The organism is Streptomyces litchfieldiae (assembly GCF_031845365.1).
In the GTDB taxonomy this organism is placed as follows: Bacteria; Actinomycetota; Actinomycetes; order Streptomycetales; family Streptomycetaceae; genus Streptomyces; species Streptomyces litchfieldiae.
Genome location: NZ_JAVREL010000008.1, coordinates 250,358 through 273,688, shown reverse-complemented (window position 1 = coordinate 273,688; position 23,331 = coordinate 250,358). Strand labels below are relative to the sequence as shown.

The window sequence follows — 23,331 nt, the reverse complement described above, 5'->3', positions numbered from 1 at the left end:
CACCCCATCGTCGCCCCGATGGGCGCGCGGCGCAGAACGGGCGCCGGCGCGCGTCCGGGCGGACACTGGCCGGGTGAGCCGGATGCGACTCTTCGCCGCCGTGGTGCCGCCCGCACCGGCCCTCGACGAGCTGGGCGGCGCGGTGGCCGGGCTGCGCACTCTGCCGGGCGCCGGGCGGCTGCGCTGGACCGAGCCCGCGGGCTGGCACCTCGCGCTGGCCTTCTACGGGGACGTGCCGGAGGAGGCCGTGCCCGAGCTGGGCGCCCGGCTGGCCCGCGCCGTCCGGCGGCAGGTCCCGGGCGAGGTGTGGCTGGCCGGCGGCGGCCGGTTCGCCCAGCGGGTGCTGTGGGCGGGTGTGGCTGGCGACCGGGACGTGCTGGTGCGGCTGGCCGACTCGGCCACGGCGGCGGCCCGGCGGACCGGACTCGACATGCCCGAACGCCGCGCCCACCGGCCCCATCTCACGCTCGCCCGCAACCACTCCCGGGTGGACCTCGGCCCCTTCGCGGCCGGGCTCGACGGCTTCGTCGGCATCCGCTGGACGGTGGCCGAAGTCGCCCTGTTGCGCAGCCACTTGCCGACCGACGGCGTTCCCGGCGGGCGGCCCCGCTACGAGACGCTGGGGGTGTGGCCGCTGGGTCGCTGAGGCCGGGAACGGGGCCGGGGCGCCACCCGGCGGGGGTACGGGCGGCGCCCCGGCGATCTCGGTGCGGAACGGATCAGCCGGCGATCAGTCCGTGGTGCACAGGGAGGCGACGACGCCCGGCGGGTCGAGGACGACCGACTCCGGGCCGCGGCACCCCGTCCGGCCCGGCCACCGGCGGCCCGCCGGTCCACTCGAACTGCGCCCACAGCCCCGGCTCGGCTATCCAGGGGCGCGGCGCCGCGTTCCCCGGGTGCCGCCGGCGCTCCTTGGCCTCGGCCACGGCGCGCCGCGTGGTGCGCTCGCTGCCGGAGTACCCCAGGCTCACCAGCCACTCATGGGCCCGGCGCGCGCTGATGTGCCCCTGCGAACGCTCCACCCACTCCTCGATCTTCGCCAGTTGGGCGTCCGTCAGCCGGGCACGCCGCACCGGACCGGCGACCGGCCGGCCCGCGTTCCGGGCCTCGACATAGCGGCGCACGGTCTTCGGATCGCAGTCGGCGATTTTGGCTGCGGAATACACGGATTCCGTGGCGTCAAAGGCAGCCAGGATTTCCACGATCTGTTGGTCGGACTTCTCTATGACTTCCGCTTCTGTTGGGAAAACCGACGGGGCGTCAGCGCGTTGGGAGAAACGCGCGGACGCCCGGTCAGCCGGGAAGCGGGCGGAAGTCGTGAGGGCGTTCGAGAAGCGAGGCGGCCGCGAATCCGGGCAAGGCCGCGGCGAACGCGGGCAGGGGAATGACCCGCGCCGCGCAGACCGCGTGCTGGTCCTTGCCGCGCGGCGTCTGGTCGCCGCCGCACTGTCCGGTGCGGGAGTACTGATCGGCCGGGGCGAACGGCGGCGGCCCGGCCGGGTTCCCGCCGTTGTCGAGCACCGGGCCGGCGCCGGCCGGTGCGGGCGCGGGAGTGAACGCCGGCGCGGGGCCGCCGTCCGGCGCCGGGGGCCCGGACCGGTCCGGGCCGGTGCTCGCGCGAGGAAGGACCGGCCGGCTCGCCGCCGGAACCGGCGCGTTCGCCGTCCGCCGCCGGGGCGGGCGGCCGGGGCTCCGCGTCCGGCGCGGCGGGCCGCTCCGGCGGCTCGGGGGAGGGGATCTCGGGCAACGCCCCCGGCAGGGGCGGCAGTCCGGGCGGCGCGGGCAGCGTGCGCGTGGCGTCGTCCGCCGGCACCGATTCCCGAAGCCCGGCCGGGACCGCGGCGTCCACCACCTCCCCGAGGGAGGCGGGCCCGTCGGCCACGGGGGCACCGGGCGGGGCGACGGCGGCTTCGTCCACCACCTCGGCCGCCGCCTCGGTCACCACCGGCCCGGCCGCCACCGCGTCGGTCAACTCGGCGACGGCCGCCGGGACATTACCCTCCGCCGCCTGCGCCCGGTCGGCCAACAGGCCGCCGAGCAGAACGAATCCGCCCGCCAGCAGGCAGGTCAGCAGCGCCCGCCGCGCCACCGGAAGGCAGCGGAGCGCGGTCCTGCGCAGCGCAGCGGTCACCGTCACGGGATCGCATCGAACCCCAACTCTCGGTGACGCGCAACCCCGCCTGTCCGGCGCCCTACCCCGCGCCCACCGCGTCGCGTTCCACCGGGCAGCTCATGCAGCGCGGCCCGCCCCGGCCGCGGCCCAGCTCGCTGCCCGGGATCTCCAGCACCTCGAACCCGTGGTCGCGCAAATGGGTGTTGGCGGTCACCGTGCGCTCGTAGGCGACGACCACGCCCGGCTCGACGGCCAGCACGTTGCATCCGTCGTCCCACTGCTCCCGCTCCGCCGAGCGCACGTCCTGCACGGGCGTCAGCACCCGGATCCGGTCCAGGCCGAGCGCGGCGGCGATCGCGCGGTGCATGTGCTCCGGCGGATGGTCGGTGACCTTCAGCTCCTGCTCGCCGGAGCCCGGCTCGATGGTGTACGAACGCAGCATCCCCAGCCCGGCGTACTGCGTGAACGTCTCCCCGTCCACCATCGTCAGCACCGTGTCCAGGTGCATGAACGCCCGCCGCTTGGGCATGTCCAGCGCCACGATCACCCGCGCCGAACCGGCCGCGAACAGCCGCCGCGCCAGCAGCTCCACGGCCTGCGGCGTGGTCCGTTCGCTCAGGCCCACCAGCACCGCGCCGTTCCCGATGACCAGCACGTCCCCGCCCTCGATCGTCGAGGGGTGCTCGCCCTGCCCCTCCGACCAGGTGTGGAACGAGCCCGCCACCGGCACGGTGAACAGCGGGTGGTACCCGTACACCGCCTCGAAGTGGACGCTCTCGCGCTGCCGGGCCGGCCAGCGCATCGCGTTGATCGCCACCCCGTCGTACACCCAGGCCGAGGTGTCGCGCGCGAAGAGGTGGTTGGGCAGCGGGTGCACCACGAAGTCGTCCATGTCCATCACGTGGAACCGCACCGACACCGGCTCCGCGTGCCGCTCCAGATACTCCCGCTTGGTCATGCCGCCGACCAGCGCCTCGGCGAGCTCGGCGGTCGGCAGCGCGTCGAAGACGGCCCGCAGCCGGTCGGTGGCCAGCGGCCCGTACTCCCGCTCGTCGAAGACGCGGTCCAGCACCAGCGCCCGCGCCGCCGGGATGTCGAGGCTCTCGGCCAGCAACTCGCCGAAGAGGTGCACCTCGACACCCCGGTCGCGCAGGAGCTGCGCGAAGATGTCGTGCTCCTGCTGGGCCCGCCGCACCCACAGCACGTCGTCGAACAGCAGCTCGTCCTTGTTCGTCGGCGTGAGCCGCTTCAGCTCAAGCCCGGGGCGGTGCAGGATCACGCGGCGCAGCCGCCCGGTCTCCGAGTCGACATGGAAGGTCATGGGCTCCATTCTGCGACGCCCGCGCCGCGCCGCCGCGGGACCCGCCGACCGACGGCCGCCCGTGGCTCCGTCAGGCGGGCACCAGCCGCAGCCCGTGCTCCAGCAGCTCCGCCAGCCGGTTCAGATGGTCCTGGGTGGGGTCGAGCAACGGCGCGCGGACGCCGCCCACCGGCAGGCCGCGCAGCCGCACGCCCGCCTTCACCAGCGAAACGGCGTACCCGGGGCGCTCGTTGCGCAGCCGGACGAGCGGCACGTAGAACTCGTCCAGCAGCAGCCCCGCCGTCTCCTCGTCGCCCTCGCCGACCGCCCGGTGGAAGGCCAGCGCGATCTCCGGGGCGAAGGCGAACACCGCCGAGGAGTACAGCGGGACGCCCAGCCCCCGGTAGGCGTGCACGGTCATCTCCGCGGTGGGCAGCCCGTTGAAGAACTGGAAGTCCGCGCCGGCGGCCCGCCGCACGCCGCGGACGGTGCGGTGCATCAGCTCGATGTCCCCGACGCCGTCCTTCAGGCCGACGACGCCGGGCAGTTGGGCCAGTTCGACGGCGGTCTCCGGGGTGGGCACCGCGTTGGCCCGCTGGTAGACGATCACCGGCAGCGGGCCGGCCGAGGTGACCGCCCGGACGTAGTCCACCAGGCCCGGCTGCGGGCCGTTCACCAGATAGGGCGGAAGCAGCAGCAGCCCGTCCACACCCGCCTCCGCCAGCCGCTCGACCTGCTGCCGCACCAGCGGCAGCGGCCCGCCCGCGGCGGCCACGACGGGGACCCGGCCCCCGGCGGCGGCCACCGCGACGCGGGCGCACGCGCCCACCTCGGCCGGGGACAGGGCGTGGAACTCGCCGGTCCCGCAGGCGACGAACACGCCGCCCGCCCCGGACTCGACGCCCCGCCGGATGTGCCGGGCGAGCAACTGCTCGTCGACCGAACCGTCCTCGGCGAAGGGCGTGACGGGGAAGAAGAGGATTCCCTGGAACTTCATCGCGGTGGTCATCCCTTGGTCGCGCCCGCGGTGATCCCGCGGACGAGTGAGCCCTGGAGGCAGAAATAGACGATGAGACTGGGCACGAGAGCGACCAGCGCCCCGGCCAGGACCACGCCCGAGCCGACCTCGACGTCCGCCCGCAGGATCGACAGGGCGACGGTGAGGGTGTAGTCGTCGGGGCTGTTGGCCGCGATGATCGGCAGCAGGTACTGGTCCCAGATCATGAGGTAGCCGAAGATCCCGATGACGCCGAGCGCGGGGCGGCACAGCGGCAGGACGATCTGCCACAGCATGCGGAACTCGCCCACGCCGTCCAGCCGCGCGGACTCCTCGATCTCGGTGGGGACCTCCTTCATGAACTCGGTCATGACCAGCACCGAGAACCCCCATGCCCCGACCGGGAGGATCACCCCGAACACCGTGCCCTTGAGGTCGAGTCCCAGCACCGGCAGGTCGCCGAGGACCACGGACAGCGGGACGGCGATGATCTCCTCCGGCAGCATCATGGTGAGCAGGAAGAGCCCCATCACCAGCGCCCGGCCGCGGAACCTGCGGCGGGCCAGCGCGTAGGCGGCCAGCACCGAGACGGTCATCTGGAGCAGCAGCCCGCCGCCGGCGATGACCAGCGAGTTGGCGAAGTACTCCCAGATTCCCCGGTCGCTCGCGACGGAGAAGTTCTGGAGGGTGGTCTCGGTCGGCAGGAGCGACAGCCTGGACGCCTGCGCGTGCTCGCTGAACGCGCCGGTGATGATGATGAGGAACGGCGCCGCGAACACGAACAGCGCCAGCGCGCACAGCAGGATCCGCAGGACCAGCCCGGGACCGGGCCGCGGCGACCAGGCCAGGGCGGTGTCGAAACGGGTCGGGGTGGCGCGGGTCGCCGCCGCCCGCCGGGTGAGGGTGCTCATGACTTCCTCTCGCGGCTCAGCAGGCGGACGGTCACCGTCAGCACGAGGGTCACGGCCAGCAGCAGCATCGAACCGGCCGACGCCACGCCGATGTCGTTGCGTTCGAAGCCGAGGGAGAAGACGCGGGTCATCCACACCTCCGTGGAGCCGGCCGGGCCGCCGCCGGTGAGCACATAGACCTCGGTGAAGATCCGCAGGCCGCGGATGGCGGCCAGGGTCAGCACGATGGTGAGCGCCGGCCGCAGCGCGGGCAGCGTGATGTACCGCAGCCGCTGCCAGAGGGACACCCCGTCCACGGCGGCGGCCTCGTACAGCGAACGTTGCACCCCGGCCAGTCCGGCGAGGATGATCACCATGTTGTACGGGGCGCCGATCCAGACGCCGACGGCCATCACGGACCACAGCGCGGTGTCCGGGCTGTCCAGGAACGGCTGGGGCCCGAAACCGAGGAAGCCCAGCACGGAGTTGACGAACCCGTCGCCGGTCGGCAGGTAGAGCAGCCGCCAGATCTCGCCGACCACGGCCAGCGCCGTCACCACGGGCAGGAAGACGGCCGTGCGGATCAGCCACAGCGTGCGGGCCTGCCCCTCCAGCAGCAGCGCCAGCAGGAAGCCGACGACGATGGCGCCCGCCGTCTGCCCGAGGCCGAGCAGCAGGGTGTGCCCGAACGCCTCCTGGAAGCGGTCGTCGTTCAGCACCTGTTCGTAGTTGTCCAGCCCGACCCACTGGTCGCCCAGGAACGGCTGCACCTCGTGCAGGCTGAGCCGGATGCCCTCGATCATCGGGATGAACTTGAAGAACAGCGCGAGCAGCAGGCCCGGGGCCAGGAACAGCCACGGGGTCCAGGCCCGCCCCCACCGCCGGCGCCGGGCGGCGCGGGACGGCGGGGCGGGCTTCGCCGGCGGGCGCGCGGCGGCGGGCGCGGTCACGGCAGCAGGTCCTGCGCCTCGAGCTCGGCCGTGATGTCCTCGTCGATCTGGGCGACGCCCGCGGCCACATCGCTGCCGCAGTCGGACATGATCGCGTTCAGCCCCTCGGCGACCGCCTGCTTGACGGGCGTGAAGTCGATGGCCGACGGGAACGTCCGCACATCGGTGTCGTACTGCTCCTGGACCAGGTCCCAGCGCTCGTCCTGCCGCACCTCGCCCGCGCTGAGCTCGGTGTTGACGGGCAGCCGGACCACCGGCTCGGAGTCGCCCTCCACGGCCATGGCGATCTGCTGCGCCTCGGGCGAGATCAGGAACTCGGCCAACTGCCGCTGGGCGTCGGTCTTGTCGGAGCCGGCGCCGAAGTAGATGTTCTCGCCCTCGGCCAGCGTGGTGGTGCCGGCCGGCCCGGCGGGCGTGGGGATCACCTCGAAGGTGTCCCGGCCGGGCGCGTCGTCGTAGGCGGCCAGGTTGTAGGGGCCGGTCACATAGATGCCGGCCTCGCCGTTGTTGAAGTGCCGGGCGTCCAGCGTGGTCGAGGTGAGCGCGCCGGGCTGGACATGGCCCGGGGTGCAGAACCGCTCCTTGATCCAGTTGACCGCCTCGATGGTGCCGGGCGAGTCGAAGGCGGACTCGTAGCGGCCGTCCCCGGCCTCGGCGAGGAAGTCGCCGCCGCCCTGCCAGATGTAGGACGAGGCCCACCAGGCGATGTAGCCGCGCTCGGTGGTGCCGGGCACGACCATGCCGAACGTGTCGTCCTGGCCGTTGCCGTCCGGGTCCTGGGTGGCGAACGCGTCGGCGAGCGCGGCCAGGTCCTCCCAGGTCTCGGGCACCGGCAGCCCGACGTTGTCCCGCCAGTCCTTGCGGATCATGGTGACGAACGCCTGCCGGGAGAACGGCACTCCGTAGTACTCGCCGTCCACGCCCCGGGTCACGTCCCAGTTCTCCTCGGAGATGCTGTCGCCGCCCGCGATCGACTCCCGGTCGATGGGCAGCAGCCAGCCCTGCGACTGGTAAGTGCCCAGGGAGGCACTGTCGTTGATGAAGACATCGGGCAGGTCGCGGGAGGCGGCCCGGCCCTGGATCTGCGTGTCGAACTCGACCACCGGCTGGTAGTCGATCTCGATGCCGGTCCGCTCGGTGAACGCCTCGAAGACCCGCTCATACGTCGCGGCGGGCGCGTCGGCGCTGCGCGTCCAGACCTCCAGCGGGCCGTCGGACCCGCCCGAGCCCTCGTCGTCCGACCCGCAGGCGGTCAGGGTGCCCAGGACTGCGGCGATCGCCGCGACGGCCACGGGGGTGCGGATCAGGGGTGGTCTCAGCATGGCAGCTCCCGGTTCAAGTTCATGAACATGCTTCATCCCTGTAAATGCCTGAGCACCGTAGGGAGCCGCTCCGAGCCGGGTCAAGACTCCGGACAACACCGGTTCTGTCAGGGGTTTCTCCGAAAATGTTCCGACAAGCGCTTACCCCCGGCGCTGGCGCACCGGGGGTATACGTATGTGAACGTTGCTCAGGTTGTCGTTCTCACAGGCGCGGGTCGACGGGCTCCGACTCCAGTGCCAGGACCGCGAACACCGCCTCGTGCACGCGCCACAGCGGCTCGCCCTCGGCCAGCCGGTCCAGGGCCTCCAGGCCGAGCGCGTACTCGCGCAGCGCCAGCGACCGCTTGTGGCCCAGGGGCCGTTCGCGCAGCCGCGCCAGGTGCTCGGGGCGGGTGTACTCGGGGCCGTAGATGATCCGCAGGTACTCCCGGCCCCGGCACTTGAGGCCCGGCTGGACCGGCCGCCCGTCCGCGCCGAGCACATGTGCGAGGCGCGGCTTGACCACCATGCCCTCGCCGCCGGCCGCGGTGAGATCCAGCCACCACCGGATCCCGGCCGCCACCGACGCCTCGTCGGCGGTGTCCACCGCCAGCCGCCGGGTCGCGGTCAGCAGCGGGTCGCGGTCCACGAACCGGTCGATCAGGGCGAGTTGTTCGTCGTGGGGGAGCGTCGCGAACGAGCGGCCCTCGCCGGCCAGGATCTGGAACGGAGCGATCCGCACCCCCTCCAGCCCGGCGCCGGTGGGCCAGCAGTACGCCCGGTACGCGTCGGTGAACGCCGAGGCGGCGGCGGCCCGTTCGCGCTGCCGGGACAGCAGCGCGCCGACATCCACGCCCCGCCCGGCCGCCGCCGCGAGCGCCGAGAGCGCGTCGGGGAACACCGCCCGCGCCGCCGCGCCGACCGCCGCGTACTGCTCGCGCAGCAGGCCGCCGGCCTTCAGCGACCAGGGGAGGATCTCCGCGTCGAGCAGTACCCAGTCGGTGTTCAGCTCGTCCCACAGCCCGGCCGCCCCGATCGCCGCGGCGAGGCGGTCCAGCACCTGATCCGCCGTCCCGGCGTCCTCGAAGAACGGGCGGCCGGTGCGGGTGTGCACCACCCCGCGCATGCCCTCCGGCGCCTCGAACCGCTTCCGCGCGATCCCGGCGTCGCGGCACACCAGGGCGATGGCCCGGGAGCCCATGTGCTTCTCCTCGCACACCACTTCGCGCACGCCGTCCCCGCGGTAGGCGGCGAACGCCTCGGCCGGATGTTCCAGATAGCCCTCCTCGGCGGAGGTGGCGCAGGGCGCCATCGTCGGCGGCAGGTGGAGCAGCAGCCGGGGGTCCACGGCGAAGCGGCTCATCACCTCCAGCGCCGCCGCCGCGTTCTCCTCGCGCACCGTTAGCCGGCCCAGGTGCCGCGTCGTCACCACGCGGCGGCCGGCCACGTCGCCCAGGTCCAGCGGGCGGCCGTCGGCGCCGCCGGGCGTCTCGGCGGCCAGCGGGCGCACCGGCTCGTACCAGACGCGCTCGGCCGGGGTGTCCACGATTTCGCGCTCCGGCCAGCGCAGCGCGGTCAGCGCGCCGCCGAAGACACAACCGGTGTCCAGGCACAGGGTGTTGTTCAGCCAAGTGGCGCGCGGCACCGGCGTGTGGCCGTACACCACGGCCGCCCGCCCCCGGTAGTCCTCGGCCCAGGGGTAGCGGACGGGCAGCCCGAACTCGTCCGTCTCGCCGGTCGTTTCCCCGTACAGCGCGTGCGAACGGACCCGGCCGGAGGTGCGGCCGTGGTACTTCTCGGGCAGACCGGCGTGGCTGACCACCAGCCCGCCGCCGTCCAGCACGTAGTGGGACACCAGCCCGTCGATGAACGCGCCCACGCGCGCGCCGAATCCGGGGTCGTCGGCGTCGGCCCGGGCCAACTGCTCGGCGCTCTCCGCCAGGCCATGGGTGAGGGTCACTTTGCGGCCCCTGAGGTAACGGCCCAGCTTGTTCTCGTGGTTGCCCGGCACGCACAGCGCGGTCCCGGCGGCCACCATGCCCATCACCAGCCGCAGCACGCCGGGGGTGTCCGGGCCGCGGTCCACGAGGTCGCCGACGAAGACCGCGGTGCGGCCGTCCGGGTGGCGCGCGTTCACCGCGCGGCCCGCGCCGTCGCGCTCGATCGCGTAGCCCAACGGGCCGGACAGCAGCGTCTCCAGCTCGGCGCGGCAGCCGTGGACGTCGCCGATGATGTCGAACGGGCCGGTCAGGTGGCGCAGATCGTTGAAACGGCGGGTCAGCCGGACGGTGGCCTCGGCGACCTCCGTCTCGCCGCGCAGCACATGCACATGGCGGAAGCCCTCGCGCTCCAGGCCGCGCAGCGAGCGGCGCAGCTCGCGCCGCTGGCGCGGAACGACGTGCGCGGGCATGTCCGCGCGCTCGGGGCGGGCGGCGTTGCGTTCCGCGCAGACCTGCTCGGGCAGGTCGAGCACGATGGCGACGGGCAGCACGTCGTGGTCGCGCGCGAGCTGGACGAGCTGACGGCGCGACTCGCGCTGGACGTTGGTGGCGTCCACCACGGTGAGCCGGCCGGTGGCCAGCCGCTTCCCCACGAGGTAGTGCAGCAGCTCGAACGCGTCGGGGGTGGCGCTCTGGTCGTTCTCGTCATCGGCGATCAGCCCCCGGCAGACGTCGGAGGAGACGATCTGGGTGGGCGGGAAGTGCCGGCGCGCGAAGGTGGACTTGCCGGATCCGGTGGTGCCGATCAGCACCACCAGCGACAGGTCGGGCACGGTGAGGTCCGTCATGCGACGGCCTCCTTGTCGTCTCGGTCGGTGGTCTCTCGGTCGGTGCGGCGGATGAACAGGGCGAGCTGGGTGGGCGGCCCCGACACCGGGTCCTCGGGACCCACCGGGCGGAGCGTCACGTCGTAGCCGTGCCGTTCGGCGACGCCGCCGGCCCAGGCGGCGAACTCGGCGCGCGACCACTCGAACCGGTGGTCGGCGTGCCGGAACTCGCCCGCCGGCAGCGACTCCCAGTGGCCGTTGTACTCGGCGTTGGGGGTGGTCACCACGACGGCGCCGGGCCGGGCCGCGCCGAAGACGGCGTACTCCAGCGCGGGCAGCCGCGGCGGGTCGACGTGCTCGACGACCTCGCTGAGGACCGCCGCGTCATAGCCCTTCAGCCGGGAGTCGGTGTACATCAGCGACCCCTGGATCAACGTCAGCCGCGCGCGCTGCCGTTCCGGCATCCGGTCGGTGTGCAGCCGCCGGTGGGCGGCGGCCAGGGCGCGGACCGAGACGTCCATGCCGACGACCTCGGTCAGCCGCTGGTCCTTCAGCAGCGCGTCGAGCAACTGCCCGCCGCCGCAGCCCAGATCGAGCACGCGGGTGGCGCCGGTCTCCCGGATCGCGGTCAGGATGGCGGTGCGCCGCTGGACGGCGAGCGGCACCGGCGCGTTCTCGCCGTCCGTCTCGTCGTCCACCGCGTTGTCCAGCTCCTCGGCCGCGCTGTCGTCCGACTCGGCCAGCCGCGCCAGTTCGAGGTGGGCGAGCGCCTTGCGGGTGAGCGCCGTGCGGTGGGCGAGGTAGCGGCCGACGATCAGCTTCTGCTCCGGGTGCCCGGCGAGCCAGCCGTCGCCCGCGCGCAGCAGCTTGTCCACCTCCTCGGCCGTGATCCAGTAGTGCTTGGCCGCGTCCAGCACCGGCAGCAGCACATAGAGCTGGCGCAGCGCGGCGGACAGCGTGGCGGAGCCGGTGAGGGTGAGCCGCACATAGCGGCTGTCGCCCCACTCGGGGAACGCCTCGTCCAGGGATACAGGCCGCGCCTCCACCGTCCAGCCCAGCGGCTCGAAGAGCCGGTGCACCACGTCCGCCCCGCCGCGGGCCGGCAGCGCCGGCACCTGGATCCGCAACGGCCACGCCCGCGCGGGCAGTTCGGGCCGGGCGTCGCACTGGCCGCGCAGCGCGGTGCGGAAGACCTGGCCCAGGGCCACGGCCAGCAGCGAGGACGCCGCGTAGGGGCGGTCGTTGACGTACTGTGCCAGGGTGGCGTCGGGCGCCGCGCCCCGGCCGCGGCCCCGGTTGCGGACGAGCGCCACCGGATCGACGTCCAGGAGCAGGGCCACCGTGCAGCGCTCGGCGTCCGCCTCGGGGTAGAACACGTGCGCGGGGCCGGCGGATGTGCTGAACTCCTGGGCTTTTTCCGGGTGTTTGTGCAGCAGGAAGCCGAGATCGGTGGCGGGGCGGCCGGCGCCACCGGCGGCCGATATCGTCAGGAACACCCGTTTGAGTATGCAGGGTGCCGACCGCCCGCGCGCATTCATTTCCGAGTGTCGCTACAGCGATTGCCGCTGTTCCAGGCGCTCCAGGCGGCCGACGATCGGCGCCAGCTCCCGCTGGACGGCGGCCGACAGCAGCCGCGCGAACTGCTCCTTGTCGACCGGGGGCGCCTGGGCGGCCGACTCCTGGGCCCGGAGGTGGACGAAGCCCGCCACGGCCGCGCTGATCGCGCGGCGGGTGGCCCGGTACTCGGCGCCCAACGCGCGCAGGGTGTGCCCTGCGACGCCCTCCGGCTCGCCGACCAGGCCCAGCAGCAGGTGCTCGCAGCCGACGTAGTTGTGCCCGAGGCCGACGGCCTCGGTGGCCGTCAGCTCCAGGGCGCCGGCCGCCGCGGAACTGAACGCCGGGCCGCCGCCCTCGGTTCCCTGCTCGATCTCGGCGCGGCGGGTCAGCTCCCGCCGCACGGCGGCGGGGGCGATCTCCAGTGCCGAGAGCACGCGCAGCGCGAGGTTCCCCTCCTCGGCCAGCAGGGCGTCCAGCAGATGGCGGGTGGCGACGAGCGGCGCGCCCTCGGCGCGGGCCAGGTCCTGGGCGCGCTTGACCACGTTCCGGGCGCGCTGCGTGTACTGCGTCAGGCTGGCCGGGTCCTCGGGGTCGAACTCGCCGCCGGCGACGCTCTCGCGGAGCGCGGCGATCCGGCGCACGGCGCTTTCCAGGGCGCGCTGGCAGACGGCGGACACCGGGATCCCGGCGTCCTTCACCGCCTCGGCCAGGTCGTCGGGCAGATAGACGTTGATCTTCGGCACCACGGAGTCCTCCCCTTGGGGTTATGAAGTACCCCCAATGTAACCCCATGGGGAGATGTCGTCCAGGGCCCCAACGTCACTCGTCCATCAGCGCGTTCAGCTCCGCGAATCCCGGGCCGCCCGCCAACTCCGTGTAGGTGCCCGCCGTCAGCAGCTCGCGGGCGGCGCGGTCCGCCACCCCGTAGGCCGCCTGGGCCAGCCCGGAGCCCACGCTGACCCGGGCCGCCCCCGCCGCCGCGAGCTCGGCCACCGGCGGCGCGCCCGGCCCGGCCATGACGTTGAGCGGGGCGTCCAGGCCGGCCACCAGCCGCGCGACCACCGCCGGATCCGTCACCCCGGGCACAAAGATCCCGTCCGCGCCGGCCGCCACATACGCCTTGGCGCGCTCCAGCGTCTCCCGCAGCAGCTCGCCCGGCTCGCCGGTGTCGCGCAGGAACACATCCACCCGGGCGTTGACGAAGACCGGCACCCCCAGCTCGTCGCCGGCCCGGCGCGCCGCCGCGAGGCGCGCGGCCTGGTCGGCGGCCGAACGCAGGGGCCGCGGTCCGCGGTGGTGGGTGTCCTCCAGGTTCACGCCGACGGCCCCCGCGGCCACCACCCGGCGCACGGTGTCGCCGACGCCGTCGGCGTCCTCGGCGAACCCGCTCTCGATGTCCGCCGTCACCGGCACCGGCACCGCCGCGGCCACCCGCGTCGTCAACTCCAGTGCCAGGTCCCGGTCCAGCCGGTCGCCGTCGGCCGCGCCCAGTCCCCAGGCGACCCCGGAGCTCGTGGTGGCGACGGCTGCGGCCCCGGCCCGCGCCACGATCCGGGCGCTGGCCGCGTCCCAGGCGTTGGGCAGCACCAGCGGGTCGCCCGCGCGGTGCAGCGAGTGGAAGAGCCGGGCCCGGTCGGCGATGTGCGTCATCTGTGTCATGAGGGCAGTACATCAGCCGCCCGCACGCGCGGTCCGGCGGGATTCGGACACCACCGTTGCCCGCCCCCACCGTTCGCCTTCGCGTATCAGACGGCCGCCGCTGGGCAGGATCCCCGTTGTGGCGAAGACGGATGAGGACACCGAACTCCCCGCGAGCCGCTGGCGGTTGATCGGACCGGGCCTGGTGGTCGCGGCGACCGGTGTGGGCGCGGGCGATCTGGTCGCGACGGCCGTGGCGGGCGAGCGCTACGGGTACACGCTCGTGTGGGCCGCCGTGCTGGGCTGCCTGATCAAGATCTCGCTGGCCGAGGCGGCCGGGCGCTGGCATCTGGCCACCCGCACCACCATCTTCGACGGCTGGGACTCGCTGGGCCGGTGGGCCGTCGGCTATTTCGGCGTCTACATCGTGGTCTGGGGCTTCGTCTACGGGGCGACCGCCATGTCGGCCAGCGCGCTGCCGCTCGTGGCGCTCTTCCCCGACGGCCCCTCCCTGCGCACCTGGGGGATCGTGTCCGGGCTGCTGGGCCTGGCCTGCGTCTGGTTCAACCGGTACGCGGTCGTGGAGAAGCTCATGATGGGCCTCGTCGGCGTCATGTTCGTGGTCGTCGTCGGCATCGCGATCCGCGTCGGCCCGGACCCCGGCGCGCTGGCCGCCGGGCTGTGGCCGGCCCTCCCGGACGGCTCCGTGATCTACACCCTCGGGCTGATCGGCGGCGTCGGCGGCACGATCACGCTGGCCGCGTACGGCTACTGGGTCACCGCGAAGGGCTGGCGCGGCCCGGCCTGGATCCCGATGATGCGCCTCGACAACCGGGTCGCCTACGCCACCACCGGCCTGTTCGTCATCGCCATGCTGGTGATCGGCGCCGAGCTGCTGCACGCGGCCGACATCGCCCTGAGCCAGGGCGACCGGGGCCTGGTGGACGTCGGCGACGTTATGGAGGAACGCTTCGACCCGCTCACCGCCGACCTGTTCCTGATCGGCTTCTTCGCCACCTCGTTCAGCTCGGTCGTCGGCGTCTGGCACGGCGTCAGCCTGCTGTTCACCGACTTCGTCGGCCGCACCTGGCCCGCCCGGGCCGTGCCCCCGCAGGACCGGGAGCGCTCCCAGCCGTTCCGCGCCTACCTGCTGTGGCTGACCTTTCCCCCGATGGCCCTGCTCTGGCTGGACGAGCCGATCGGCCTGGTTCTGACGTACGGCGTCCTCGGCGCGTTCTTCATGCCGTTCCTCGCCCTGACCCTGCTCTGGCTGCTCAACACCGACCGGGTGCCCGCGCGCTGGCGCAACGGCCCGCTCAGCAACGTCATGCTGCTGGGCTCCGGGGTGCTGTTCCTGGTGCTGTGCGTCCAGCAGATCCGCGATCTGCCCTGGTGAGCCCCTACCGCTCGTCCCACCACCGGTCGTCCGGCTCCCGCCGGTTGGCCGCGATGGCCGCCACCGGCGGGATCGCCGCAGCGACCACGCACATGGCGATGGCGAGCGGCACCGACCACAGCCGCACCACGGTCCACGCCCCGACGAACAGGACGAGACAGATGGTCATCAGCACGAAGTAACGGCGCCGCCGACGCTGGTACACGACGCGCCGGCTATTCCGGGCCGCGGGGGCCGGGCCGGATGCTCACTGGTCCTCCATGGCGGTCTCCCCGACGGGGCTGAACGACTGCCTTCCGTTCTACGCCACCCCGTCCGTGACCAGTTGTCCCTCGCCCGGGGAATCACTCGTACGGGCGTTCCCGTTTATTCGCTGTACGGGGCGGGCGCCGCCTGGCCACGATGGGCGGCATGACCTGGACGACCACCCACGACGTCACCGTCTATCTGGCCGCGGCCGGGGACTTCCTGCGGTCCCGGCCCGCCGAGCACACCATTCACCTCACCGTCGCCGACATGCTGCGGACCCGCGGTGCCACGGTGTACGGCGACGCGCCGTCCCTCTTCGGCTGGTGGCGGGAGGCGGACGGCTCGGTGGGGGCCGCGCTGTTCCAGACCCCGCCGCGCGCCGTCCAGGTCACGCACCTGCCGGACGCGGCCGTCGCGCCGCTGGCGAAGCTGCTGGCCGGGCCGGCGGCCGGCGACGCCCCGCCGACGGCCGTCGAACTGCCGCGCGCGCCCGCCGAGGCGTTCGCCGCGGCCTGGGGCCCGGGCGCGCGGGTGACCCATGAGACCCGGCTGTACCGGCTGGGCACGCTGGTGCCGCCGGACCCGGCCCCGGAGGGGCGGGCCAGGATCGCGGGCCCGGCCGACCGGGACCTGCTGCTCTCCTGGACGGAGAGCTTCATGGCGGACGTCGGCGCGCCCACCACGGCCCTGGCCGACACGGTCGACGACCGGCTCTCGCACGACGGCTTCGTCCTGTGGGAACGCCCGGACGGGGCGCCGGTGTCCATGGCCTCCGCCACCCGTCTCATCGCGGGCGCGGTGCGGATCGCCTTCGTGTACACCCCGCCGGAGCACCGGCGGCACGGCTACGCGGGGGCGGTGACCGCCGCCGCCAGCCGCCGGGCCCGGGGCGAAGGGGCCGCGGAGGTGGTGCTGTTCACCGACCTGGCGAACCCCACCAGCAACGCGGTCTACCAGCGCATCGGCTACCGCCCGGTGTTCGACCGGGTCGCCCTGGAGCTGTCCTGACGCAATCCGGTCGCGTGGCGCGCGCCGTCAGGACACGAACGGCGCGGCGGCCAGATACGGCAGGCTGCCCGCCAGGAGTCCGGCGAAGACGACGGTGGCCGCGCGGGCCTTCGTGCCCTCCCGGCCCCGGGTGAGCATGCCCGTGAACACCAGGCCGAACGCGCCGAGCAGCAGCTCGTACAGCACGAAGACGGGAGAGGCGAGCACGGCCAGTGCGAACGTGACGCCGAAGAGTACGAGTGTGTGCCGCGTGGCCTTGTGGTCCAGCCGATTGTCCAGCCTGTTGTCCAGTGCCTGGTCCATGACGGAACTCCTCACCGCAGCCGGGTGTTCACCGGTTCTTCGATCACTGTCCCCCGTCTGGCCCCGGGTCATGCAGGCCGGCGGAATTGACCGAACTGACGGGGATTCGAGACCGGATCGCGTCCTTCCTCAGTATGCGCCTCGGCCCGGTGCCATCACACATCGGACCAATGGCGGTCACCTGGCCCTCTGGCGTCGCCGCCCCGCGCCGGGGGATTATGGGCGGGTCCGACGCTCCGCCTTCCCTGCCCCGACGTCCCCCCACAGGTTCCGGCATCGGGTGGAAGTCCTCCCACCGTTCACCCCGCGCGCCTTTCGTCCCGCCGCGGATCATGTCGTCGAGATGTCATGTGCAGGTCAAAAAGAGAGCGTTCTCGCGTCCTCCGAAGGGAGTTCACCGTGGCCTGCTCCACCAACGCGCTCTGGGCCGGGGAAACCACCTGGTTCTGCTGCGGCGCCGCCTGGGGTCCGTGCGGCAGCGCCGGCGGCGGTGCCTGCGGCAACTGCCGCTCGGCCGCCAACCACGGCGCCTGGCCCAACGCCTCGCAGGCGTGCTGGGACATCACCCGCCCCGACCTGTGCGGCGAGGGCGGCATCGTCCGACGGGGCTGCGGCTCCGTCATGAACGTCAGACACCAGTGCTCCGGCGCCACCGTCTGCATCACCATCACCGACTGCGGCCCGCGCACCAGAAGCTTCTGCGGCGAGCAGACCTGCTGCGGCGGCACCTGTCGCATCAACCGCGTGCTGGACCTGACGCCCGCGGCCTTCTCGGCCATCGGCAGCCTCAGCTCCGGCGTGCTGCCCGTCGTCATCACCGAGTGAAGAGGCAGGAGGAGACCCCCATGACACGCTCGACGAGCTCTTCCCGGACGCCCTCCGCGGCCGGGCCCGACCGGTTCGGCCGGCGCGGCTTCCTCACCTCCGCCGCCCTGGGCGGGGCCACCATCGTCGGCGCCTCCGCGCTCGGCGCGCTGGACGCCGACGCCGCGTTCGCCGCCCCCGGCCCGTCCCTGGACCCCGCCGTCACCCACACCTCGTTCGCCGAGGGGCGGATCGGCGCCATCAAGGGCAGCGTGCTCCACGTTGCCGGCTCCCACGGGGAGACGCACCACATCCAGCTCACCAACGCGACCAGCGTCTGGAAGGCCCGCCCCACCACCGCCGGGGCCATCGAGGTCGGGGACGGGCTCTACGCGCGGGGAGTGGAGATGCCGGACGGCACGATCGCGGCCGACGCCGTCTGGGTCAACATCGTGAACCTCTACACCACGATCCGCGGCATCCAGAAGGAACGCCTCCACCTCTCCCACGGCAACCACGAGCTGGTCGGCCGCACCATCCCCGAAACGGCCGCCTCCTACGCGGGTAGCGCGCTCACCTCCGACCTGTCCCGGCTGCGCATCGGCCAGCCGGCCCAAGTGCTGGGCGCCTGGCGGCCCTCGGACGGCTCCATCGATCTCGTCCGCGTGACCGTCGGACACTGAGGGCGGGTGATCCAGATGCTCTCACTCACCGCGAGCCTGCTCCCGCTGCTCCTCGGCGGGCTGCTCGCCCGGACCGGCGCCGCCAAACTGGCGAGCCGGAACCTGCGTGCCCAGGCGGCCCGCACCGCCCTGCCCCGGCTGGTCCGGGGACCGGACCGTGCGGCGCTGGTGCTGCGCGCCACCGGCGCGGTCGAAGTGCTGCTGGCCGCCGGGCTGTTGGCGTTCCCCCGGGCCATGGCGCCCGGGCTGGCCACGGCCGCGCTCGGCGCCGGCTTCCTCGGGTACCTCGGCTACGCGAAGGCCGTGGCGCCGGAGTCGTCCTGCGGCTGCACGGCGAGCGAGAACGCGGCCCTGACCTGGCACTCCTTCGCCCGCGCCGGGCTGGTCGCGGCCGGCGGGGCGGGTGCCGCGGCGGCGGGGCGGCCCTGGTGGTCGGCGGCGGCCGACCGGCCGGGCGCGGCGGCCGGGGTGCTGGCCGTCGGCGCCGCCGTGCTGGCGTATCTGTCGGCCGCGCCGGAGCGGAGCTGGCAGGTGCCGCTGCGCCGCCTGCGGCTGCGGCTGTTCGGCCATCCGCTGGGCGGCGATTCCGGCGCGGTCCCGGTGGCCGCCTCGGTCGAGCTGCTGGAGAGGTCGCTGGCCTGGGAGACGGCGTCCCCGCTCATCCGGTCAGGGCTGGTCGAGCACTGGGACGAGGACGGCTGGCGCATCCTCCACTACACCGGCGCGCACCGCGAGGGCGGCCGGGACCGGCCGGTCTCGGTGCTGTTCGCGATGGACGCCGGCGCGCATCTGGACCGCCCGGCGGGCCGGGTGATCAGGGTGAGCGTGGTGGACCAGGAGACCGCCGAGGTGGTGACCCCCGACCTCGTGGCGCGGCCGCGCACCCAACTGCCGCTCGCGGGCTGACCACGACGGAACGGCCGCGGCGGGCAGGGGCCCGCCGCGGCCGCTTCCGCGGCGGCGCCTCAGGAGCCGATGCGCCTGCCGTCCGTCCGTGTCACGTTCACCACGGACGGGCGAGGAAGCGTGCCGGGCCCGTCCGGCCAGTGAGAACCGGGATTCTCGTGGCTGGAGCCGTCCACCTCGCCCGGGTGCTGGACGGCGACCAGGACGCGGTGCTCCTCCACGATCGGCCCGCAGGTCTCCCCGCCGACGGGGACGGTGAGGAACTGCTTGACCTGTCCCCGGTTGCTGCCCTCCAGCGCGACGCCGAAGAGGCCGTCGTTGGCTCCCAGGGCGTTGCCGTCGGTGGAGATCCACAGGTTGCCGTGCGGGTCGAAGGCCAGGTTGTCCGGGCAGGAGATCGGGCTGACCTGGTCCTTGGCGAACCCGGCGAAGTACGTGCCGGGGTCGTTGGGGTCGCCGCAGACCAGCAGCAGCCGCCAGGTGAAGCGCGTCGCGGACGGGTCGTTGCGCGACTCCATGACCTCGACGACCTGGCCGTGCTTGTTGTTGGTGCGCGGGTTGGCCTCGTCCGGGCCCGGCTGGCCGGCGGCGCCGCGGCGGGTGTTGTTGGTGAGCGCGATGTAGACGGCGCCGGTGCGCGGGTTGGGCTCAACGTCCTCGGGCCGGTCCATCTTCGTCGCGCCCACCTTGTCGGCGGCCTGCCGCGTGAAGACGTAGACCTCCTCGGCGGTCATGCCGTCGACGAAGGACCTGTCGCCGCTGGCCAGCGGTATCCACTCACCGCTGCCGTCGAACTCGCCGTCCTCGGGCAGGGCGCCGGTGCCGTCGATCTCCTCGGCCGGGCTGTTGCCGGTGAACTTCGCGACGTAGAGGGTGCCCTCCTCCAGCAGGCCGCGGTTGTGCCGTCGCGCCCGTCGGCTGGTCCCGCTCATCATGCGGTGGGTCGAGACGTACTTGTAGAAGTAGTCGAACCGCTCGTCGTCGCCCATGTAGACCACCACGCGCCCGTCCCGGGTCAGGCGCGGCTCGGCGGCCTCGTGCTTGAAACGGCCCAGCGCGGTCAGCTTGCGGGGCGTGGAGGTCGGGTCGTAGGGGTCGATCTCCACGACCCAGCCATGCCGGTTGACCTCGTTCGGCTCGGCCGCCAGGTCGAACCGCTGGTCGAAGCGCTCCCACTTCCGCTCGCTCGCGCCGCCGGACATGCCGTAACGGGCCAGGCGGGCCTTGGTGGTCGGGTCGGTCACGGAGGCGGCGTTGCCGAAGTACTGGTTGAAGTTCTCCTCGCCCGAGAGCACCGTTCCCCAAGGGGTGGTGCCGCCACCGCAGTTGTTCAGCGTGCCCAGCACCGTGGTGCCGGTGGGGTCGGCAGAGGTCTTCAGCAGGTCGCTGCCGGCGGCCGGGCCGGTGAACTCGAACGGCGTCGTCGCCGTGATCCTGCGGTTCAGCCGGTGCCCGGCGACGGGCGTGAGCTTGCCGGAGCGGCGGTGTTCGGCGAGGACGACCACGGCAAGGCCGTGCGCGGCCCAGGCGATCTCCACCTGCTCGCGGGTGGGGTTGTCCGGGTCGTACCCGGGGAACATCACCTCTTCGCTGGTGTACTCGTGGTTGACCACCAGCAGCCGGGCGTCGCGCTCCCGGGGCAGGTCGAGCAGCGCCATGTAGTCGCAGTTGTAGCCGAACTGGGCCGCCTGCGCCGCCGCCGTCTGACGGGCCGGGGCGAACTCGGGCGCGCCACGCAGCACCGGGTCGCCCCACCGGATCACCACCTGCTGCCGGTAGCCGGGCGGCACGGTGAGCGCGTCGGCGGTGTTGGGCGCCACCGGCTCGAAGCCCAGCCCGCGCGCCCCGCCGCCGCCACCCCGGGCCGCGGACGCGGTCCCGGCCAGCACGCCTCCGCCGGCACCGGCGGCCACGCCCACCACGGCCCCGGCCCGCAGGAGCGAGCGGCGCGAGACGGCCCTGGCGATGAGATCGCCGAAATAGGCGTTGTCCGAGGCGTTCGGCGCCGGGTGGCTGCACGCGTCACCACAGCGGTACCGGCAGGTGAGCGCTGCGCGCCCGCCGGGATGCGAGGCGAGCAGCGGCAACGGCACGACCCGTTTGTTCCGTCTGTCGTCAGATTCGGAGGATGGGTGGCGCACGGCACCTCCAGGATGGTCCGTGGAGGGTCGAAACCCGCCACTGATGGATCGATTGGTGTCGATGCAGGACGCTAGGTGCAATCGCGTCCGACTCCGCCAACGGGCGAGTGAACAACCGGCGAACGACTCCTGGCCCTCCCGCGCTCGCTCCCGACCGGTACCTCGGTGGCGCCGGCGCCGCGGAGCCCTCTATCGTCTTTCGATATCGGATTTCGTCAAAGGTGCTCGTCGTGCCGCCGAGGGAGCAGGTCTCATGAGCAAGCCATCGACCGCCACCGGGACGCCGGAGGAACTGCGGCGGCGGCTTGGGGTGTTCGACGCCGTGGTGATCGGGTTGGGGTCGATGATCGGCGCGGGGATTTTCGCCGCGGTCGCCCCGGCCGCAGAGGCTGCCGGGTCCGGGATGCTGCTCGGTCTCGCGCTGGCGGCAGTCGTCGCCTACTGCAACGCGACCTCCTCCGCGCGACTGGCCGCCCGGTACCCGGCCTCGGGCGGTACCTACGTCTACGGCCGCGAGCGGCTGGGCGACTTCTGGGGCTATCTGGCGGGCTGGGGCTTCGTGGTCGGCAAGACCGCCTCCTGCGCGGCCATGGCGCTCACGGTCGGCTCCTATGTCTGGCCCGACCAGGCACACGCGGTCGCGGTCGCGGCAGTGGTGGCGCTGACCGCGGTGAACTACGCCGGAGTGCAGAAGGCGGCCTGGCTGACCCGGGGGATCGTCGCCGTCGTCCTGGCCGTGCTCGTCGCCGTGGTGATCGCCGCCCTCACCTCCGGCACAGCGGAAGCCGCCCGGCTGGACGTCGGCGATGACGCCACCGTCGGCGGGGTGCTCCAGGCGGCGGGCCTGTTGTTCTTCGCCTTCGCCGGATACGCGCGCATCGCCACCCTCGGCGAGGAGGTCACCGACCCCGCCCGGACCATCCCCCGCGCCATCCCGCTCGCCCTGGGGCATCACCCTCGTCGTGTACGCGGCGGTGACGGTGGCGGTGCTCGCCGTGCTGGGCAACGGCGGTCTGGGCGAGGCCACCGCGCCGCTGTCGGACGCCGTGCGGGCCGCGGGCGCCGACTGGCTCGCGCCGGTCGTCCGGGCCGGAGCGGCGGTGGCCGCGCTCGGCTCCCTGCTCGCCCTCATTCTCGGCGTCTCGCGCACCACGCTGGCCATGGCACGCGACCGGCACCTGCCCCACGCGCTGGCCGCCGTCCACCCCCGGTTCGCCGTGCCCCACCGCGCCGAGCTCGTGGTCGCCGCGACGGCGGATGTGCGCGGCGCGATCGGCTTCTCCTCCTTCGGCGTGCTCGCCTACTACGCCATCGCCAACGCCTCCGCCTGGACCCTCACCCCGGACGAGGGCCGCCCGGCCCGCATCATCCCCGTTGTGGGGCTGACCGGCTGCGGGGTGCTGGCCTTCGCCCTGCCGCTCGACTCGGTGATCTCCGGGGCCGCTGTGCTGGCTGTGGGTGCCGCCGCCTATGGGGCGCGTCGCGTGGTGGCCGGCCGGAGGGCGTAGCCGCGTACGACGCGCGCCTGGCCCGTTCGATGAGGCCGGCATCCCGGCGCCCGGCTTCCGCGCACCCCGAGGTGGCAGGTCGCCGACCGCCAGGCGGTGTGGAAGCGCGTCAGGGGGCGTCGTCGCCGAGGACTTCGCGAGCCAGTTCCGCCAGGGCCTTGCGGTCCTCGGCCAGCGCCTGCCGTCCGGCCTTGGTGGCGCGGTACACCCGCCGCGCCCGGCCGTCGACCACGCGCTGCTCGGAGACCAGCAGGCCGTCGGCCTCCAGCCGGTGCAGCGTCGGGTACAGGGTGCCGGGGCTGATCCGGTAGCCGTGCCGGGCCAGTTCCTCGGTCATCCACGCGCCGTGGATCTCCTCCTCGGCCGCGTGGTGCAGGATGTGCAGCCGCACCGCGCCGCGCTGAAACTCCCGCACTTCTCGCCCGCTTCCCCCGCCTGGCCCAGGCAGTGACGAATCCGATATCGGGCACCGATTCTATGCCTGGCCGGCCCGTGCCGCCCGCCGTATCGGCCATCGGCAAGGGCTGGACCAACGGCGGGCTGACCCGAAAACTGGACACACCCCCTCCGGCCCAACGTTTCCGCAGGCCGGAGGGGGTGCGACGACGGGGGGCGATCAGATGTTGCGGAAGAGACCAGCCAGTCCCCTGACCTGCTGCGTTAAGCACCAGCATGCCGGTGACCTGCGGATACGCCCTTTCAGGGCTTTCTTCGTGTTTGCTCTCTGATGCGGCCGAAAGTCCCAGAGAACTCCCACAGCCGTCCGGCTCTTCGAAGTGCAATCGTTCCGCCTGCGTGCGGGGAGAGGTGACTCTCTGTG

20 protein-coding genes and 2 pseudogenes are annotated in these 23,331 nt (G+C 73.5%); 7 read left to right on the top strand and 15 right to left on the bottom strand.

The genetic code is table 11. The features are described 5' to 3' along the window. Window positions 1-82: 82 nt before the first annotated feature. Window positions 83-646, top strand: coding sequence for an RNA 2',3'-cyclic phosphodiesterase (gene thpR, locus RM590_RS16490; RefSeq protein ID WP_311705357.1), 564 nt, complete (start codon window positions 83-85; stop codon window positions 644-646). A gap of 73 nt (window positions 647-719) precedes the next feature. Here thpR and RM590_RS16485 read toward each other — a convergent pair whose 3' ends face one another. From RM590_RS16485 to RM590_RS16435, 11 genes are all read right to left on the bottom strand, one after another. Next, the gene (locus tag RM590_RS16485) at window positions 720-1,166 is read right to left on the bottom strand and encodes a hypothetical protein (RefSeq protein WP_311705323.1); all 447 of its coding nucleotides are present in this window, start codon (window positions 1,164-1,166) and stop codon (window positions 720-722) included. Window positions 1,167-1,222: 56 nt separating this feature from the next. Then, window positions 1,223-2,137 carry a hypothetical protein gene (locus RM590_RS16480; RefSeq protein ID WP_311705322.1) on the bottom strand — a complete coding sequence of 305 codons (915 nt, stop codon included), beginning with the start codon at window positions 2,135-2,137 and terminating at the stop codon, window positions 1,223-1,225. A 55-nt stretch (window positions 2,138-2,192) separates the two neighbouring features. Further along, on the bottom strand, window positions 2,193-3,434 hold the full coding sequence (locus tag RM590_RS16475) for an arginine deiminase (RefSeq protein ID WP_311705321.1): 1,242 nt from the start codon (window positions 3,432-3,434) through the stop codon (window positions 2,193-2,195). 70 nt (window positions 3,435-3,504) lie between these two features. Continuing rightward, entirely contained in the window at window positions 3,505-4,410 is a 906-nt protein-coding gene (locus tag RM590_RS16470; protein WP_311705320.1) for a 5-dehydro-4-deoxyglucarate dehydratase, read from the bottom strand. Between the two features lie 8 nt (window positions 4,411-4,418). After that, window positions 4,419-5,321: a carbohydrate ABC transporter permease gene (locus RM590_RS16465; RefSeq protein WP_311705319.1), complete on the bottom strand. Its 903-nt coding sequence runs from the start codon at window positions 5,319-5,321 to the stop codon at window positions 4,419-4,421. After that, window positions 5,318-6,250, bottom strand: a complete 933-nt coding sequence (locus tag RM590_RS16460; RefSeq protein WP_394813875.1) for a carbohydrate ABC transporter permease — start codon at window positions 6,248-6,250, stop codon at window positions 5,318-5,320. The genes RM590_RS16465 and RM590_RS16460 overlap by 4 nt, the downstream gene beginning before the upstream one ends. After that, complete coding sequence (locus tag RM590_RS16455) at window positions 6,247-7,572, bottom strand: ABC transporter substrate-binding protein (RefSeq protein WP_311705318.1); 1,326 nt, start codon at window positions 7,570-7,572, stop codon at window positions 6,247-6,249. The genes RM590_RS16460 and RM590_RS16455 overlap by 4 nt, the downstream gene beginning before the upstream one ends. A gap of 202 nt (window positions 7,573-7,774) precedes the next feature. Next, entirely contained in the window at window positions 7,775-10,339 is a 2,565-nt protein-coding gene (locus tag RM590_RS16450) for a polynucleotide kinase-phosphatase (protein ID WP_311705317.1), read from the bottom strand. Then, window positions 10,336-11,814 (bottom strand): 3' terminal RNA ribose 2'-O-methyltransferase Hen1, encoded by a 1,479-nt coding sequence (locus RM590_RS16445; protein WP_311705316.1) that lies wholly within the window; start codon window positions 11,812-11,814, stop codon window positions 10,336-10,338. Before RM590_RS16445 ends, RM590_RS16450 begins: the two co-directional genes overlap by 4 nt. 54 nt (window positions 11,815-11,868) lie before the next feature. Then, the gene (locus RM590_RS16440) at window positions 11,869-12,621 is read right to left on the bottom strand and encodes a Clp protease N-terminal domain-containing protein (RefSeq protein ID WP_311705315.1); all 753 of its coding nucleotides are present in this window, start codon (window positions 12,619-12,621) and stop codon (window positions 11,869-11,871) included. A gap of 73 nt (window positions 12,622-12,694) precedes the next feature. Then, window positions 12,695-13,534: an isocitrate lyase/PEP mutase family protein gene (locus tag RM590_RS16435; RefSeq protein WP_394813874.1), complete on the bottom strand. Its 840-nt coding sequence runs from the start codon at window positions 13,532-13,534 to the stop codon at window positions 12,695-12,697. 109 nt (window positions 13,535-13,643) lie between these two features. Between RM590_RS16435 and RM590_RS16430 the strand changes: the two genes are divergently transcribed. Next, a complete protein-coding gene (locus RM590_RS16430; RefSeq protein ID WP_311705354.1) occupies window positions 13,644-14,909 on the top strand; it encodes an Nramp family divalent metal transporter in 1,266 nt (421 codons plus the stop codon). A gap of 4 nt (window positions 14,910-14,913) precedes the next feature. On the opposite strand, the pseudogene RM590_RS16425 reads toward RM590_RS16430, so the two are convergent. After that, window positions 14,914-15,123 (bottom strand): annotated as a pseudogene (locus tag RM590_RS16425) (DUF3099 domain-containing protein); the annotation flags it as partial. A 197-nt stretch (window positions 15,124-15,320) separates the two neighbouring features. Between RM590_RS16425 and RM590_RS16420 the strand changes: the two are divergent. After that, the gene (locus tag RM590_RS16420) at window positions 15,321-16,166 is read left to right on the top strand and encodes a GNAT family N-acetyltransferase (protein WP_311705314.1); all 846 of its coding nucleotides are present in this window, start codon (window positions 15,321-15,323) and stop codon (window positions 16,164-16,166) included. 27 nt (window positions 16,167-16,193) lie between these two features. Here the strand turns inward: RM590_RS16420 and RM590_RS16415 are convergent, their stop codons facing one another. Next, window positions 16,194-16,469: a hypothetical protein gene (locus RM590_RS16415; protein ID WP_311705313.1), complete on the bottom strand. Its 276-nt coding sequence runs from the start codon at window positions 16,467-16,469 to the stop codon at window positions 16,194-16,196. 399 nt (window positions 16,470-16,868) lie between these two features. Here RM590_RS16415 and RM590_RS16410 point away from each other — a divergent pair, with 399 nt between their 5' ends. Genes RM590_RS16410 through RM590_RS16400 form a run of 3 tightly spaced genes read left to right on the top strand, consistent with a single transcriptional unit; the run spans window position 16,869 to window position 18,862 of the window. After that, window positions 16,869-17,294, top strand: coding sequence for an RlpA-like double-psi beta-barrel domain-containing protein (locus tag RM590_RS16410; protein WP_311705312.1), 426 nt, complete (start codon window positions 16,869-16,871; stop codon window positions 17,292-17,294). 20 nt (window positions 17,295-17,314) lie between these two features. Continuing rightward, the gene (locus tag RM590_RS16405; protein WP_311705311.1) at window positions 17,315-17,956 is read left to right on the top strand and encodes a cell wall protein; all 642 of its coding nucleotides are present in this window, start codon (window positions 17,315-17,317) and stop codon (window positions 17,954-17,956) included. A 15-nt stretch (window positions 17,957-17,971) separates the two neighbouring features. Further along, window positions 17,972-18,862, top strand: a complete 891-nt coding sequence (locus RM590_RS16400) for a MauE/DoxX family redox-associated membrane protein (protein WP_311705310.1) — start codon at window positions 17,972-17,974, stop codon at window positions 18,860-18,862. A gap of 59 nt (window positions 18,863-18,921) precedes the next feature. Here RM590_RS16400 and RM590_RS16395 read toward each other — a convergent pair whose 3' ends face one another. Next, window positions 18,922-20,955: a PhoX family protein gene (locus tag RM590_RS16395; RefSeq protein WP_311705309.1), complete on the bottom strand. Its 2,034-nt coding sequence runs from the start codon at window positions 20,953-20,955 to the stop codon at window positions 18,922-18,924. A gap of 301 nt (window positions 20,956-21,256) precedes the next feature. Here RM590_RS16395 and RM590_RS16390 point away from each other — a divergent pair. Then, a pseudogene (locus RM590_RS16390) lies at window positions 21,257-22,511 on the top strand (APC family permease). 109 nt (window positions 22,512-22,620) lie between these two features. On the opposite strand, the gene RM590_RS16385 reads toward RM590_RS16390, so the two are convergent. Further along, complete coding sequence (locus tag RM590_RS16385; protein ID WP_311705308.1) at window positions 22,621-22,926, bottom strand: PadR family transcriptional regulator; 306 nt, start codon at window positions 22,924-22,926, stop codon at window positions 22,621-22,623. Window positions 22,927-23,331: the final 405 nt, after the last annotated feature.

Bases quoted from the DNA above. Each gene is read 5' to 3' on its own strand.
- thpR (WP_311705357.1), top strand. From the start codon at position 83: ATGCGACTCTTCGCCGCCGTGGTGCCGCCCGCACCGGCCCTCGACGAG.
- RM590_RS16475 (WP_311705321.1), bottom strand. From the start codon at position 3,434: ATGACCTTCCATGTCGACTCGGAGACCGGGCGGCTGCGCCGCGTGATC.
- RM590_RS16470 (WP_311705320.1), bottom strand. From the start codon at position 4,410: ATGAAGTTCCAGGGAATCCTCTTCTTCCCCGTCACGCCCTTCGCCGAG.
- RM590_RS16465 (WP_311705319.1), bottom strand. From the start codon at position 5,321: ATGAGCACCCTCACCCGGCGGGCGGCGGCGACCCGCGCCACCCCGACC.
- RM590_RS16455 (WP_311705318.1), bottom strand. From the start codon at position 7,572: ATGCTGAGACCACCCCTGATCCGCACCCCCGTGGCCGTCGCGGCGATC.
- RM590_RS16450 (WP_311705317.1), bottom strand. From the start codon at position 10,339: ATGACGGACCTCACCGTGCCCGACCTGTCGCTGGTGGTGCTGATCGGC.
- RM590_RS16435 (WP_394813874.1), bottom strand. From the start codon at position 13,534: ATGACACAGATGACGCACATCGCCGACCGGGCCCGGCTCTTCCACTCG.
- RM590_RS16420 (WP_311705314.1), top strand. From the start codon at position 15,321: ATGACCTGGACGACCACCCACGACGTCACCGTCTATCTGGCCGCGGCC.
- RM590_RS16415 (WP_311705313.1), bottom strand. From the start codon at position 16,469: ATGGACCAGGCACTGGACAACAGGCTGGACAATCGGCTGGACCACAAG.
- RM590_RS16405 (WP_311705311.1), top strand. From the start codon at position 17,315: ATGACACGCTCGACGAGCTCTTCCCGGACGCCCTCCGCGGCCGGGCCC.
- RM590_RS16400 (WP_311705310.1), top strand. From the start codon at position 17,972: ATGCTCTCACTCACCGCGAGCCTGCTCCCGCTGCTCCTCGGCGGGCTG.